The sequence below is a fragment of the Rhodohalobacter sp. SW132 genome (assembly GCF_003390325.1).
In the GTDB taxonomy this organism is placed as follows: Bacteria; Bacteroidota; Rhodothermia; order Balneolales; family Balneolaceae; genus SW132.
Genome location: NZ_QUOK01000002.1, coordinates 92,591 through 108,381, shown reverse-complemented (window position 1 = coordinate 108,381; position 15,791 = coordinate 92,591). Strand labels below are relative to the sequence as shown.

At 46.4% G+C, this 15,791-nt stretch carries 10 protein-coding genes; 7 read left to right on the top strand and 3 right to left on the bottom strand.

The window, feature by feature from the left end:
• Positions 1-4 precede the first annotated feature (4 nt).
• The 6 genes from DYD21_RS05260 to xylA all read left to right on the top strand — a co-directional run bounded on the left by DYD21_RS05260 (position 5) and on the right by xylA (position 8,943).
• Positions 5-1,006: a 4-hydroxyproline epimerase gene (locus tag DYD21_RS05260; protein WP_116033729.1), complete on the top strand. Its 1,002-nt coding sequence runs from the start codon at positions 5-7 to the stop codon at positions 1,004-1,006.
• A 57-nt stretch (positions 1,007-1,063) separates the two neighbouring features.
• The gene (locus DYD21_RS05255) at positions 1,064-2,323 is read left to right on the top strand and encodes an FAD-binding oxidoreductase (RefSeq protein ID WP_116033726.1); all 1,260 of its coding nucleotides are present in this window, start codon (positions 1,064-1,066) and stop codon (positions 2,321-2,323) included.
• Between the two features lie 47 nt (positions 2,324-2,370).
• Positions 2,371-4,116: a DUF885 family protein gene (locus DYD21_RS05250; RefSeq protein WP_158551422.1), complete on the top strand. Its 1,746-nt coding sequence runs from the start codon at positions 2,371-2,373 to the stop codon at positions 4,114-4,116.
• Between the two features lie 302 nt (positions 4,117-4,418).
• Positions 4,419-6,011 (top strand): sugar MFS transporter, encoded by a 1,593-nt coding sequence (locus DYD21_RS05245; protein ID WP_116033721.1) that lies wholly within the window; start codon positions 4,419-4,421, stop codon positions 6,009-6,011.
• Positions 6,012-6,112: 101 nt separating this feature from the next.
• Positions 6,113-7,612 (top strand): xylulokinase, encoded by a 1,500-nt coding sequence (locus tag DYD21_RS05240; RefSeq protein WP_116033719.1) that lies wholly within the window; start codon positions 6,113-6,115, stop codon positions 7,610-7,612.
• Between the two features lie 14 nt (positions 7,613-7,626).
• Positions 7,627-8,943 (top strand): xylose isomerase, encoded by a 1,317-nt coding sequence (xylA, locus tag DYD21_RS05235; protein WP_116033716.1) that lies wholly within the window; start codon positions 7,627-7,629, stop codon positions 8,941-8,943.
• A 247-nt stretch (positions 8,944-9,190) separates the two neighbouring features.
• Here xylA and DYD21_RS05230 read toward each other — a convergent pair whose 3' ends face one another.
• Both DYD21_RS05230 and DYD21_RS05225 read right to left on the bottom strand, forming a co-directional pair.
• A complete protein-coding gene (locus DYD21_RS05230; protein WP_158551421.1) occupies positions 9,191-10,780 on the bottom strand; it encodes an SGNH/GDSL hydrolase family protein in 1,590 nt (529 codons plus the stop codon).
• Positions 10,781-10,793: 13 nt separating this feature from the next.
• The gene (locus DYD21_RS05225) at positions 10,794-13,667 is read right to left on the bottom strand and encodes a TonB-dependent receptor (RefSeq protein ID WP_233505479.1); all 2,874 of its coding nucleotides are present in this window, start codon (positions 13,665-13,667) and stop codon (positions 10,794-10,796) included.
• Between the two features lie 282 nt (positions 13,668-13,949).
• On the opposite strand from DYD21_RS05225, the gene DYD21_RS05220 reads away from it, so the two are divergent.
• Positions 13,950-14,648: an SIMPL domain-containing protein gene (locus DYD21_RS05220; RefSeq protein WP_116033712.1), complete on the top strand. Its 699-nt coding sequence runs from the start codon at positions 13,950-13,952 to the stop codon at positions 14,646-14,648.
• Positions 14,649-14,943: 295 nt separating this feature from the next.
• Here DYD21_RS05220 and DYD21_RS05210 read toward each other — a convergent pair whose 3' ends face one another.
• A complete protein-coding gene (locus DYD21_RS05210) occupies positions 14,944-15,591 on the bottom strand; it encodes an arylesterase (protein WP_116033707.1) in 648 nt (215 codons plus the stop codon).
• Between the last annotated feature and the right edge of the window lie 200 nt (positions 15,592-15,791).

Sequence of the window (15,791 nt, the reverse complement as noted above, 5' to 3'; positions counted from 1 at the left end):
CAGAATGGCCGTAAAACGATTTTTTTGCATTGATGCTCATACCTGCGGGAACCCGGTTCGGCTTGTAGCCGGCGGCGGACCGATTTTAAAAGGGAAAAATATGAGTGAAAAACGTCAGCATTTTCTCCGGGAATTCGACTGGATCCGAAAAGGACTGATGTTTGAACCGCGCGGCCACGATATGATGTCGGGCAGTATTCTCTATCCTCCCTCCGACCCTGAAAACGATATTGGGGTTCTCTTCATTGAAACCAGCGGATGCCTGCCGATGTGCGGACACGGTACTATCGGCACGGTTACCATTATGCTGCAGGAAGGCCTGGTTACCCCAAAAACCGAAGGAAAACTGAAACTTGAGGTTCCCGCCGGCCTGGTCGATGTGGAGTACACGATGGAGGGCAGCCGGGTTTCCTCGGTGAAGCTGACAAACATTGCCAGCTATCTCGAAGCGGAAAACCTGGAAGTGGATTGTCCAGATCTTGGAAATCTAAAGGTTGATGTAGCTTATGGCGGAAATTTCTACGCCATCGTCGATCCGCAGGAAAATTTTCCCGGCATTCATGAATGTAAAGCCGATCAGCTGATCGGCTGGAGCCGGGAACTGCGCAGCCAGCTGAATGAAAACTATACCTTTGTCCACCCGGAAGATTCCACGATCAGTGGCCTGAGCCACATGCTCTGGACCGGAAACACAATCGATCCCGACTCCACAGCCCGGAACGCTGTGTTTTACGGAGATAAAGCGATCGACCGCTCACCGTGCGGAACCGGAACCTCAGCCCGGATGGCACAGTGGGCCGCGAAAGGAAAACTCGCTATCGGGGATGAATTTGTGCATGAAAGTTTTATTGGTAGCCGGTTTATCGGCAGAATTGAGAAAAATACTCAACTCGGGGATAAAGAAGCGATCATTCCGAGTATTGAGGGGTGGGCCAGAATTACCGGGTACAATACAATTACTATCGACGATGATGATCCCTACGCACACGGCTTCCAGGTAATCTGAATCGATCCGGTTGGATTCCGGATTTTTAACTTTAATATCAGCAGCATAACTACGAGAATGGAAAGCAATCGTGTGATAATTATTGGTGCGGGAATAGCAGGGCTTTTCACCGCATATTATCTGAACCGGCGTGGTTTGGAAGTTACCATACTGGATAAAGACACCGGCAAAGATAACTGCTCATACGGAAATGCCGGTATGATTGTGCCGAGCCACATCATTCCACTCTCTTCTCCCGGAATTATCAGTAAGGGATTAAAATGGATGCTTGAACCTGAAAGCCCGTTTTACATTCGTCCGCGCCTGAGTCTTGATCTGTTGAAATGGGGCTGGGAATTTAAAAAAGCCTCCACTGACGAACATGTTAAACAAGCCGGACCCGTTCTGCGTGATTTGCTGATGGCAAGCCGTGAACTTTTGATCGATTTCGAATCTGAAGAAAACAGCTCTTTCGGTTATGAAAAGCGCGGTTTGCTGATGTTTTGCAATACTGAAAAAGGACTTAAAAAAGAGGTTGAAGCCGCTGAAATAGCGCAGCAGCTGGGTGTTCCGGCCGAAGTTCTTACTGCAGATCAGGTAAAAGAGATGGAGCCCGATCTTAATTTGAATATTATCGGGGCTACCTACTATCCTAAAGATGCCCATCTCCATCCCGGCAGTCTCATGGATTCCCTGAAAGAACTACTGGTTTCGCGCGGAGTGACCTTTCACTGGAATACGGAAATTGAAAAGATGGATCAATCCGGCGGTAAAATCAGAACTCTCCACAGCAGTGACGGCAAAGAGTGGAAAGCGGACACCTACATACTTTGTGCCGGTGCGTGGTCTGCCGGCATCGCCAAAAAATTTGGAACACAGATGTTGATGCAGGCAGGAAAAGGTTACAGTATTACGATTGAAGAACCGGTTAAACGCCCTCTTAACTGCGGAATATTTGCGGAACGAAAAGTTACGATGACCCCGATGTTTGGTTCCCTCCGTTTTGCCGGTACGATGGAAATTGTGGGTACAGACACCCGCATCAACCGGGCAAAAATGAACGGCCTGAAAAAATCGGTCTGTGAATACCTTCCGGAATTCAGCATGAACGACCTGGAAGGCCACCCGGTCTGGACCGGCCTCCGTCCCTGCTCACCCGACGGAATGCCGTATGTGGGAACTGTGAGCTCGCTGAAGAATGTGTACGCGTCAACCGGCCATGCTATGATGGGGATGAGCCTGGCTCCCTCCTGCGGGAAAATTGTGGCTGATTTGATTACGGAGGGAAAATCAGATCTGAATCACTCACTGATCAACCCAAACCGATTTGCAGGCTGATACCGATCAAGCCAAACCACTTTAAAACCAATCAAAAATATATGTCCATGAATACGATACTCAAATCCTCCGCTGTTTTGTGGTTCACGTACATAATCCTGTGCGCATCCCTGGCAAACGCAACTTCCCTTTTCGCTGCTGATACTGATGAAGAGAGCAACATCAAACAGCTCATTTATATTTTTGATGAAGACCGGTCGGTGCTCAACAGGCGGTACTCCGTTCAGAATTCGGACGAATATTTCGAAAGGTTTGAACAGTTTTACAGTGATTGGTACGATCGGCTTGATGCCATCGATTTTGATAATCTGACCCACCGAAACCAGGTCGATTTTCATCTGCTTAAAACTCATATCGATCGGCATGTCTACTTTCTGGATCAGAGCAAGCAGGAGTTTGAATCTGTCCGTGAATGGCTGCCCGACCTCGATGATATCATGGAGTTCATCAACGATCGCAGATCCGGCACACAGCCTGATGCTCAACAGGCAGCAAACCGTATGGACAACTGGGCCCGGGAAATCGGGGAGCTTAAAGAGGAATTATCGAACTCTTCGTATCTATTGAATCGGCAAACCCGTGCGGCAAATCGTGCGCTGAATGATATTCATCGCGCATTGGATGATGCCTACACATTTTATCACGGGTACGATATTGAGTTTACCTGGTGGACCGAAGAACCGTGGAAAAAACTTGATGCAGCCATTTCGGACTATGCGGAGTTTATTGAAGGATATTTTGATGAAGAGGCTGAACAGATGGACGACAGCGGAATTGTTGGAAATCCAATCGGCCGGGAAGAGATCGAGAAGCGGCTGGAATTGGAAATGATCCGCTACTCCCCGCAAGAGCTGATTGATATCGCTGAACACCAGTTTGCAAAAGCGGAGGAGGAAATGCTGCGCGCATCCCGGGAGCTTGGCTACGGGGATGACTGGCACGCTGCACTTGAACATGTGAAAGAGCAGTATGTACAACCGGGTAAAAAACCGGAACTGATCATGAGGCTGCATCAGGAATCCGTGGATTTCATTAAAGAACGTGATTTAATTACCGTTCCTGAACTCGCAGATGAAGTCTGGAGAATGCGGATGATGACCCCTGAACGTCAGCTGATCAACCCGTTTTTTACCGGCGGTGAAGTAATCAGTATCTCCTACCCCACCCATACGATGGATCACGATGCTAAAATGATGAGCCTTCGCGGAAATAATCCGCACTTTAACCGCGCTACTGTTCAGCACGAGCTGATCCCCGGCCACCATCTTCAAGGTTTTTATAATCGCCGATACAGCACCTACAGATCCCCTTTCCGAACCTCTTTCTGGGGCGAAGGATGGGCGCTTTACTGGGAGTTGCTGCTCTGGGATCTCGATTTTGCCGAAACCCCGGAAGACAGAATTGGAATGCTTTTCTGGAGAACGCACCGATATGCCCGAATTATCTTTTCGCTGAACTACCACCTGGGCAACTGGACCCCGCAACAGAGCATCGACTATTTGGTTGAGCGTGTGGGCCATGAGTATGCCAATGCTGAGGCAGAAGTTCGCCGATCGTTCACCGGCAACTACGGTCCCCTCTACCAGATTGCATATATGATTGGAGGAATGCAGTTTTACTCTCTCTATAAAGATCTGGTAGAAACCGGTGAGATGAGTGCTGTGGAATTTCATGATACCATTCTCAAAAATGGAAGCATTCCGGTGCGGATGGTGAAATCAATACTTACTGACGAGGCTCTTACAAAGGAGCAGATTGAGCAGTGGGATTTTGCAGATTATATTTTTGAATAAATAAGTGTTTCGTTTACATTTATTAACTTTTGGTCCTTCAAATATTTAGCTAAAATAAAATTGAATAATTTTTTTGGATATTTGGCATTGAAAATGGTAAGATTTTGTACGTTTTTTGTGAAGACAGGAAAGCGCTTTCGATTTAAATTTACCTCACTTGTAGTAACAAAGAATTCTAATAAAATGACGCAATCAGAATTGCTATCAACTTTGCACTTACTATAACAACCGCGGGTTATACTCTAAGAACTTTCAACCAAACAACTAACCACTTTACCCACTAACCTGAACTCAGAAAATCTATGGATAAACCAAAACAGTTAGAAGACATTAACCGCAAGAAGATATTTGCCGGTATCTGTCTTGCGCTTGTACCCACCGGCTTCTCTTTTGTACTCGTCAGTAATATCCTGTATCAGCTCAAAACTGAGTTTATACTCACCAATGCGCAGGTAGGATATATTGGTGGTGCTGCTCTATGGGGAATGGCAGTTTCTCTGTTAACAATCGGGCCATTTCTGGAAAAAATTGGCCTCAAAAAAGCTACCATATGGGCATTTATTTTTCACCTTGCGGGTGTAACATTTTTCCTGCTGGGATTCCCATTTGCCGGTCAGCCAAGTGCATTCTGGATACTGTTTATGGGGGCGATTGGATTTGGTGCCGGTAATGGAATGATTGAGGTTGCCGGAAACCCGCTGACAACAGCGCTTTTTCCGAAAAACAAAACCACTAAACTGAATCACTTTCACGCATTCTTCCCCGGAGCCATGGTTGTCGGCGGACTTTTAGGATGGCTGATGGTTCAGGCTGGTACTGTAGGCCCGATTAATATTGGTCACTGGACGATACAGATCGCTATCATTTACATTCCCATTATTATTTACGGAATTATGTTGCTGCCCGAGAAGTTTCCAGAAACTGAAACTGCAGCGGCAGGCATTCCAATTGGTGAGATGTTTCGGTACACTTTTACCCACCCGCTTGTTTGGGGACTGATCTTCTTGAAAATGATCACTCTCTCCCTTGAGATGGGACCCAGCCGATGGATTCCAGAGGTGCTGCAGGCCGCCGGTGTTCACGGAATGCTCGTATTTGTATGGATTAGTGGTTTGATGGTGGTTCTGAGATTTTTTGCCGGACCATTTGTTGAACGCTTTGCACCAACAGGGATGTTATTGGGTGCATCAATTCTCACTGGTATCGGACTTCTTTTATTTGCTTTCATCGAAACCGGAATTGTACCCCTTCTATTTGCAGGAACCATCTTTGCCTGTGGTGTTGCATTCTTCTTCCCAACCATGGTAGGATTAATGAGTGAACGCTTTCCAAAAGCCGGTTCTCTTGGTATTGTTCTGCTAATCGGTATGGGATTTTTTGCTGCCGGAGGTTCCAACGCTATTATGGGTGGAATTGCCGACCGCTATCTGCCCGATGCACTTGATGAACAGGAAACCGTTCAGGTTATGGAACAGGTTGAAGATCGTTTCCCTGGATATGTACAACAAGCTGAAGAGGCTGACGGTGATCCAGCTGTACTTGCCGAACTCGGATACAGAGAAGTAGATGTTCGCACCGTACTTGAACGAAACCAGCAAGCTCTCGCATTCTATCGCGAAAATGGCGAACTGGACGGTAATCTAACCGGAAATGCCCTTCGTTCTATTGTAGATTCCGGTCTGCAGCAAGAAGAGGATCTCGCCGCAGAAGCAAACTCAATTCTTCGCCCAGCAGATAACTACGGCGGACGTATGTCGTTCCTGTGGGTTGGACCGGTTGCATTCCTCGTTGCGATTGTATTCCTTGTACTCTACATTCGTGATAAGAAACAGGGTGGATATAAAGCGGTTACTCTCGAGAAACGAGAATCTCCGGAGACCGGACCTCTGCCTTAAATCAAATATTACATGAGCATTTAACTTTTAAATAACCTGTCCGGAGCCAATCCCGACAGGTTATTTTATTATTATAAACGTTTGACTATTTAGAACTTAAGATGTCTGAAAAAAACTATTTACTCGGGTATGATATCGGCAGCTCGTCGATCAAAACTACCGTAATTGATGCGGATACCGGAAAAGCGATCGGATCGGCAACCTCACCCAAACAGGAAATGGAGATGCAGGCTGTAAAACCCGGCTGGGCAGAACAGGACCCTGAAATGTGGTGGGAACACATCATTAAATCAACGCACGAAATCCTGGAGATGGATAAGATTTCCGGAGATCAAATCCGGGCGATCGGTATCGCGTACCAGATGCACGGGCTCGTTGCCGTTGATAAAAACAAAAATGTGCTCCGTCCTTCCATTATCTGGTGCGACAGTCGCGCATCAAAAATCGGTGAAAAAGCGTTCAATTCCCTGGGCCAGGAGCTTTGCCTGAAAAATTTCCTCAATTCACCCGGCAACTTCACTGCCTCAAAACTGAAATGGGTGAAAGAAAATGAACCTGAACTGTACGAGCAGATTGATAAAATTATGCTTCCCGGTGATTACATTGCCATGAAGCTGACGGACAAAATCTGCACCACAAGTTCCGGCCTTTCAGAAGGAATCTTCTGGAACTTCAGGAAAAATGGCGTGGCCACCGAGCTTCTCGATCACTACGGTATTTCTGAAGATCTACTACCCGAGGCAATGGAGAGTTTTGGCGACCATGGTGAACTGTCAGCTGCTGCTGCAGAAACTCTCGGGCTTAAAGAAGGTACGAAGGTCACCTATCGGGCGGGAGATCAGCCCAACAATGCATTTTCACTGAATGTATTAAATCCGGGTGAAGTTGCCGCAACTGCCGGGACCTCAGGAGTAATCTATGGAATCATCGATGAGCCGGATTATGATGAAAAATCCCGTGTTAACACATTTGTGCACGTTAATCACGATAAGGAAAATTCCCGATACGGAGTTCTTCTCTGTATTAACGGCACCGGCATTCTAAATAGCTGGCTCCGTAAAAACCTGGGTGTCGATAAAAGTTTGTCTTACGAAAAGATGAATGAACTGGCATCAGAAGTACCGATCGGATCAGACGGCGTTACGGTACTACCTTTTGGGAACGGTAACGAAAGAATTCTCCAAAACAAAGATTTTGGTGCTTCTGTCAGCGGATTGAATTTTAACCGTCACACCTCATCACACCTGCTTCGTGCTGCACAGGAAGGGATTGTATTTTCACTCTATTACGGTTTCCAGATCATGGAAAATATGGGTATGAAAATCCACACCGTTCGTGCCGGCCACGCAAATATGTTTCTGAGTCCTTTATTCAGAGAAGCGTTTGTAAACACCACCGGTGCCCGCCTGGAACTTTACGACACAGACGGATCACAGGGTGCAGCACGAGGTGCCGGAGTTGGAGCGGGTATCTATAGCAGCACATCTGATGCTTTCAACGGGCTTACAAAAATTGATGTGATTGAGCCCACTTCTCAAAAAAGAAAACAATATCTTGAAGCCTATACCATTTGGCTTGATGAATTAAACTCAAAATTATAAAAAAGAATAAAAGAATGAGTACACCTTATTTTCCAAATATTGATAAGATCGAGTATGAAGGCCCGGATTCTGATAATCCGTTTTCATTTAAATATTATCAGGAAGACAAAGTTATTGCCGGTAAAACCATGAAAGACCACTTCCGGTTTGCAATTGCTTACTGGCACTCTTTCTGCAATGAGAACAGCGATCCTTTTGGCGTGGGTACCCGAGTATTTCCATGGGATAAAACGGATGATCCGCTCGAAAACGCAAAGTTTCGTCTTGATGCAGCATTTGAGTTTTTCACAAAACTGGGGACCCCCTACTGGTGCTTTCATGACCGCGATCTTGCTCCTGAAGGCGATTCTATAGAAGGATCTGAAAAAAACCTGCAAACGTTGGTAGATCTTGCAAAAGATTATCAAAAAGATACGGGAGTGAAGCTTCTTTGGGGTACTGCAAATCTTTTCACGCACAAACGATACATGAGTGGAGCATCGACGAATCCCGATTTTGCTGTGGTCACACACGCAGGCGCTCAGGTTAAAGCCGCACTTGACGCCACCGTAGAGCTGGGCGGAGAAAATTATGTTTTCTGGGGAGGCCGGGAAGGCTACATGCATCTATTTAACACCATGATGAGACGTGAGCTGGATCATCTGGGAACTTTCCTGAGATCCGCACGAGACTATGGTCGTAAAATTGGTTTTGAAGGAAATTTCCTGATTGAACCTAAGCCTATGGAACCTACAAAACATCAGTACGATTATGATGCAGCAACGGTTATCGGGTTTCTGCGTGAACAAGACCTGATGGATGATTTTAAACTCAACATTGAAGCGAATCACGTAACGCTTGCCGGACATAGCTTTGCACATGATATTGCCGTAGCGGCAGAATCTGGAATGCTTGGCAGTATCGATGCCAATGAAGGCGACAATCAAAATGGATGGGATACCGACTACTTCCCAACCAATTTGTATGACGCCATAGAAACCATGATCATTCTGCTGGACAATGGCGGAATAGCACCAGGTGGTTTCAATTTTGATGCGAAAATTAGAAGAGATTCCACCGATCTTGAAGATCTTTTCCATGCTCATATCGGTGGAATGGATACGTTTGCACGTGGTTTGATTATAGCAGACAACATTCTCGAAAATTCGAACTTCAGAGAACTTCGTGAAGGCCGCTATACTTCATTCGATTCCGGTAACGGGAAGAAATTTGAAAATGGTGAATTAACCATTGAAGAACTTCGGGACCTGGCTGCCAAAAATGGTGAACCGGAAGTGCGCAGTGGTAAGCAGGAACTGCTTGAGAACCTCTTCAACCGGTACATCCGCTGATCTGACAGACAAACCGAGATCACTTTTTGATCATACAAAAAAAGCCGCGGCTAAAAACCGTGGCTTTTTTTATGGAATATGGTGTATGGTCATCGGATGAGTTTTATGCAAAATCGAGACATTCCGAGTTAGTATATAATTCAAGAATGACTCATCCGGTGAAATGTCCGATTTTTAAATTAACCTTTAGCCCTATCCACTCATCCGATGACGGGAAGTCAGCGGATGAGGATATTTCAAATCACCCTCAACTTCCGCCCTGCTGACTCACACAATCCCCGGCACAAAGTGAAACACTGGGCAAGGCAAGCACATCAACCCGCGGAATCGTTGCGTTAAACTCAGCTTCAATGGCACGGATAAATTCATTTGCAAGAATGGCGTTGCCGCGGGCATTCGGGTGAACACCATCCGTTGAGAAAACTCCGGACGGTGAAAAGTCAGGTTCAAGGTCAATACCATCCACTGTAATTCCGGGCCCGCTTCCATCAAATCCAAACATCTGCGAAAAAGCACTTCCCTGCTCGTTGGTGTCATAAAAGGCCAATCGGGCGCCCTGGGCATTTGCGTTATCGACAACCGATTCAATAATAGCATTGAATGTCCCGCGTGCGGTCTCAATCTCAACTATATTCTCCTGAGTAAGCGTATACTGAGCTCCTAACGGAATCACCACGCCTATGGGAGTATTGGGGTTAGATGGATCGGCGAGTGTACCCAGAACGCTGGCAGCAGGCAATAACACAAGTTCACCGGTCTCAATAGGCCGGGACCGGACATACGGCTGAAGGGCTTCACGCTGTTCCTGGGTGATTCCGCCGAATTGACGGAGTGTATCGAATTTCGGACCCAGGTTCTCCAGATTTGGATCTACAATTAAAATCGGGTTGTTCCCGGCCTGGTAGCTCACTCTGCGCCGGTCTGCATCTTCACTGCTGTGCCCCAAAAAGGATACAATAGCATCCAGCGCCTGATCAAAACCACTGAAACCGGCATTGAGCTGATCCGCAGTCGCCTGGTCCAGTTCCACAGCATCCCGGGGTACGGCCTGGAAAAGCGGCACCGCAAGCACCGGTGGAATGTTTGCTACAATGCCTTGGGCAGATGTATTCTCAACAAGCTGCTCTACAACCTGAGAAAAGTTATTCTGAAAAGCTTCTGTTGATGTCAGTGCTGATGGATTTGTTGCACCGCCCAGCGCATATCCCAACACATCATTGCTGCCTATCCAGAGGGAGAAAAATGTGGGATTTGCACTGATGGCATCCTCAAGGATCGTTGATGAACCCGGACTTGATGCAAAACGCCCATAAAACGGGTTGTTTTCGGCTGTTTCCGGAGTGAGCAGCTCCCCTACGCGTATGCCAGGCACTCCAAAGTTATTCAGCGCTGATGCTGATCCATCATAGGGTGTAATCTGATCACCATTCACGGTTGGCGAGGGTCCGGGGATGTTTGTGTCGAGTTTAAATCTGCCAAGCACCACTCCATCACCTGTATTTACTTGTGTATTAAATCCGTTTGCTGAATTTATATCAGGCTGATTAAACGTGGATGGTGCGCCGGTATATTCAAACTGGGCAGAAAGCAGGGCACCCAATGAGAACCGCTGCCCGTTATTATAGAGAGCCCCGTCCATAAATCCTGCGGTAAGCGAATTTCCAATCGCTACGTAATTGGTAAAATCGGCATCGCCCTGGGATGCCTCAATTTCGGTATCGGGAATCGGATTTCGATCTGCATTGGCATCCACAAGAGAATCGAATTCGCCATCGCAGCCATACAGAACAAATCCTGCAAATAATACTGTGATTAAAAGTCTGTAGATAGATTTCATATGCATCATTGTATTAATTCAGAAGTTGATCAAAGGTGAGCGATACATAGTAAATGGCGCCCATCGTAGGGTTACCGATCGATGTTTCATAACGATTGTTCAACACGTTGCTTCCGCCAAATTTCAGAATGGAATTGTATGCCGGCAGCCTGAAACTTACCTGGGCATCCATCGTTCCGAACGCAGGGATCACCCCTTCGCCGAATGTAGATTCCCACTGAAAGGCATCCTGCCATCGCCAGGTCATATTAAATCCAATATTCTGTGTCACGCGACGATTCGCGAACGACAGGTTATATCTATATTTTGGGGTATTGAAACTCGCCCGAAAGCCCTGATCCAGCAGATCCTGCTGAGAAATCAGTTCATTAAAAGAAACGTTGCCGCCAATATTATATCCTCGCGGCAGGCTGTATTCGGCTCCAACCGCAAAACCATGCGACCGCACCGTGCCATCCGCATTGATGTTAATACCGAAACGCTGCGTAGCTACAGTCTGGTTGATGATCTCATCCTGGCCATCAGCTGATCCGCCGTCAAATGAACCCGGATCCTGACGAATGCCATTCGGAACCCCCTGCATAAATTCAATTTCGGCGATGAAATCTTCATAGATGTTGTAGTAGTAATAAGCATCCAGGAATAATCTGTTACGGATGAGCGACTTATATCCCAATTCAAATGTCGTCACCTTCTCAGTCCGAAATGGCTCAAAATCAACCCCTTCCAACAAGTTACGCGCTTCCTGAGCTGATGCACCGGTTGCGAGTGCCTCTCGGGCCTCCTCCACACTTTCTGAGCGATATACAGGATTTTCTTCGAGCAGATATCGGTCGATAATCACACGGTTATTTCCCAAAAGTCTCCGGGCTACCACGTCAAGATCAATCAGTTGATTTTGTGTTGATGGAATCCGGAATCCGCGCTGATACGAGGCGCGAATATTCTGATTATTTGCAATGGAATAAACCGCGGAAGCACGTGGAGAAAACTGGCCGGAAAAATCCTGGTGCTTGTCGTATCGAAGGGATCCCTGGAGATCCAGGCGATCATCCAAAACAGATTTAGAAAGCTGTACGTACGCCCCGAATTCATCCAGGTTAAACTCATTTCCATCCTCATCCAGTGCGAAAAGTGTTCCTTCCGAATTCAGTGTAAATCTTCTGACGTTCGCTCCTGCAATTACATCCACCACGTCCGGATCGATGATATCGCGGAAACTATACTGCCCTTCGGCATGCCACATTCCAGTGCGGTCCAGAAATTTGGCACCGCCTTCTGAGATGGGGATATCACGAATTTCATTAAACAACGCATCGAACTCTTCGGATCCCGGCTGCGGCTGCGCATTTCGTCCGGCTGAACGGGCCTGTGCGTGTGCTTCATCAATTGTAGCACCCTGTGTTCTGGCACCTGCAAATGTTTGGAAGTATGCCGGAATAAACGTTCGTTCATTGATTCTTGATGCAACAGTGTTTGCGGCATATGTATCGCCGGAATTTTCTTGTGTGGTGTATGCCCGCACGTAATAGTTTGGGTTTTGAAGCTCGAGCTTTGCGGTCCAGATAATGAAATCATCCAGGATAAACCGATCGTTCGCCGTGTAAACCGTACTTCCATTGCCCCAGTTAAACTGCCCGAGCAGCTCATACCGATCGGCCAGCCTGTAGTGCAGAGCTGCGCCGAGCTTCAGGCTTTCGGTGGTGTTGTCCACAAATGAACTCTCCACAAATCCGTCCGGCGTAAATGCACCGGCCTCGCCATCCGGTAAAAGCGGACGAATGGCCGCAATTTGTGCGCCTTGCGCTCCGCCTCCGGCAATCACGCCATCGGCAATATTTCCGATGGTAAGCAGCGGCTGTCCGTAAACATTCAGGCCGCTGTACACCCGGTTGTCCCCGCGCTCAGTATCACCCCGCTCAATTGCTCCAAATGTGGCAGGTCCCGTATCACGGCGATCGCTTGCTCTAAAATCGTTTGCCCGCAGGTACGAAGCATTAACCTTGAAGGCAAGTCTGTCGTTGATTGCGTTTGCATAACGAACAGAGAAATCATTGTACATCGACGGGTCGTCATCGCGGGAATCAATATGGTTGACCCCTGATTTGATCATAGCCGAAAAACCCTGGTATTCAAACGGGCTTTTACTGTTCATCAGAAGTATTCCGTTGATGGCATTTGGCCCATATAGCGCAGATGCTACTCCGGGAATCAGCTCAGCACTTTCAAGATCGAGATCTGAAATCCCCACAATGTTTCCAACGGGAAAGTTGAGTCCGGGAGCCTGGTTATCAATTCCGTCGATATGCTGAACAAACCGCAAATTTCCGTTTGCAGCAAATCCCCGCATGTTTACAGATTTAAAAGTCATGCTTTGTGAACTGAAATCCACTCCTTTCAGGTTTGCAATCGCATCATAAAAAGAGGGCGCTGCAGCCTGCTGAATACCGATTGCATCAATTTTTTCGATACTGATCGGTGCATCAAGGATACTCTCTTCCACTCTTGAGGCAGAGACAACCACATCGGAACCGAGTATGGTCTGCTCTTCTATTTTGATTCGAAGATCGGTAACGTTGTTTTCTGTAATTTCAATTCTCTCTGAAATATATCCTATAATTGAAATCACAAGTGTAATCGGAGGTTCGTCATTCACACGAAGATTGAACTCACCGTTTGCATTTGTAGAGGTACCGATCACTCTTCCCTGGACCGTTACATTCACTCCGGTCAGCGGATTGCCTGTATTTGCATCGTAGACTGTCCCTGAAACAGTGATCTGCATATCATTTCGATCCATAGCCTGAATCGGGCTGCTCCCAATTGATAAAAGCAGACCAGTCATCAATATCACCACGGTAAAAAAACCCGTAACTTTAGTAATCATAAAAATCGTATTTGATTGCTATTTAATGAATTCAGAGCTACCGGCAGTATTGATGGCAGCGCTAATCTATTCAAAGAAAACTCTGTTTTGGCTCTAATGCAAGCGCTTCCAAAACAATTTGCTCCGACAAATATCGTAACATGAATATTTTCAAATGATTACATGAAACAAAAACTTAATGAAGTAGTAGTTTAGATCAGTGCTTTTAAACAATAAGCTGGTATTTTCGGTGTTATCCGATTTATTCCTTTCTTAAACAACTATATATAATGGAGACAGCCAATGAAACGTAGTGTCATCGTCCTTACCCTTTTCGGTATTTTACTTGCCGCAAATTCTGTGACTGCACAGAATTATACGGATTCCCATACACTAACCATCCATTCCACTGGTGAAGCAAACACGCCTGCAGATATCGCTTTTATGTCTGTCAATATTTCAATCAATCATGAAGATGCTGATCGTGCTTTTGAGCTGCACCGGGAGAGGGAATCATTCCTCGCTGATCTGCTGAAAGAGCTGGAGATTGAGGACGACCAGATCAACTATCGCCCGGCAACCATTCGTCCGAATCGTCAGCGTGATGGGGAAATCCACTCGGTTACATCACAACAAATTCGAATTCAGCTTGATGAAATACGAATGCTTGGGGAACTACAGCGTACGCTGATTCAGAATGGATTTGATAATTTTTCGGGAAATCTGTCCTCAACGAAAATGGAAGAGGCCGGTGATGAAGCTCTTCGGGAGGCCGTAAAAAATGCTCGAAAAGATGCTGAAATTTTAGCTCTTGCCTCAGACAGGGAAATCGGAAAGATAATCAGAATCGAACACTCATCAGATCAGCCGTTTCGTTCAGCATCTGTGAGCGAAGCGTTTCAGGCACGGGCGATGAGTGACTCAGGTCCGTCGATGTTCGATTTTTCACAAACGGTATCCGTGCAGAAGCGGGTTACCGTAATTTTTGAACTGCTTGAATGAACTACCTCGGGGCAGAGCCCACGAGGTATCAACTTAGAATCCATAACTTTTTGGTCAATATCGAGTTTATTTTGAAGTGTCCCCCTTCGAAGGGGGCAATGGGGGATGACCTTTTATGCTTAACAACTACAAATGGGCCCTTCCGAACTCAGAGAGTCATCCCCCAGCTCTCTCCGTTCGCTTTCGCTTACGCGTTTAAAAGATGAGCCCCTTCAAAGGGGGGATTAAACCACTTTTGATTAAGTATTGATCAATTTCCGGATGGTGTTTTTGATGCCTTTGGATTCATTTCATACTACGGCACATCCACCAGCAGCGGTTTAATGATTTCCCAGATGTGATCGGCGATAATCTGCTGACCTTCCGCTGTTGGATGAATACCATCCGGCTGGTTGAGTTCACGCTCTCCGGCAACATCATCGAGCAGAAAAGGCATAAAAATCAGATTGTTTTCGTCCGCTAATTCAGAAAAAACATTTCGAAAGCGTGTTGTGTAGTCGTCTCCTAAATTGGGCGGGGCTTCCATACCGGCAAGAATAATCTCGATATTCTCATCTTTCTGCTTCACTTTTTCGATAATCTGCTGAAGATTACTTTTTGTGTTGGCCGGGTCGATCCCCCGCAAACCATCATTTCCGCCAAGACCAAGAAAAAAGATGTCGATCTCCTGCTGCAGTATCCATTCAACCCTCCGAACCCCGCCTGCCGTGGTTTCTCCGCTCAATCCGGCATTAATCACACGAACCTCCAGACCGAGTGAATCGATCTTCTCCTGAATCAGCGCAGGATATGCCTGTTCTTCATCAAGCCCGTACCCTGCCGTGATACTATCACCAAAGAAAAGTATTGAATGTTGATCTTGCCCGGAAGTCGTGGTAGTTGAGATTAGCAATAAAAATACAACTGCAACCTTTATGATGAGCAGACGTTTGATAAAGTTCATAAAAAAATCCGTGTGTTATAGGAATGGTTTCGTTAAATCCCCATGTTGTTAACTTGTTCCTTTTACGTAGCGTATTGTAACTAATATAATGTTTTGAAAATCTTTGGATGAGATTACCCGCTAATTCGAGTCATTTTAAATATAACCACCCTTAGCATGAATGGCTCGTCCGATCGTTTGATACAGACGTCGTGCTTTCA

Bases quoted from the DNA above. Each gene is read 5' to 3' on its own strand.
- DYD21_RS05260 (WP_116033729.1), top strand. From the start codon at position 5: ATGGCCGTAAAACGATTTTTTTGCATTGATGCTCATACCTGCGGGAAC.
- xylA (WP_116033716.1), top strand. From the start codon at position 7,627: ATGAGTACACCTTATTTTCCAAATATTGATAAGATCGAGTATGAAGGC.
- DYD21_RS05230 (WP_158551421.1), bottom strand. From the start codon at position 10,780: ATGAAATCTATCTACAGACTTTTAATCACAGTATTATTTGCAGGATTT.
- DYD21_RS05225 (WP_233505479.1), bottom strand. From the start codon at position 13,667: ATGATTACTAAAGTTACGGGTTTTTTTACCGTGGTGATATTGATGACT.
- DYD21_RS05245 (WP_116033721.1), top strand. From the start codon at position 4,419: ATGGATAAACCAAAACAGTTAGAAGACATTAACCGCAAGAAGATATTT.
- DYD21_RS05255 (WP_116033726.1), top strand. From the start codon at position 1,064: ATGGAAAGCAATCGTGTGATAATTATTGGTGCGGGAATAGCAGGGCTT.
- DYD21_RS05220 (WP_116033712.1), top strand. From the start codon at position 13,950: ATGAAACGTAGTGTCATCGTCCTTACCCTTTTCGGTATTTTACTTGCC.
- DYD21_RS05250 (WP_158551422.1), top strand. From the start codon at position 2,371: ATGAATACGATACTCAAATCCTCCGCTGTTTTGTGGTTCACGTACATA.
- DYD21_RS05240 (WP_116033719.1), top strand. From the start codon at position 6,113: ATGTCTGAAAAAAACTATTTACTCGGGTATGATATCGGCAGCTCGTCG.
- DYD21_RS05210 (WP_116033707.1), bottom strand. From the start codon at position 15,591: ATGAACTTTATCAAACGTCTGCTCATCATAAAGGTTGCAGTTGTATTT.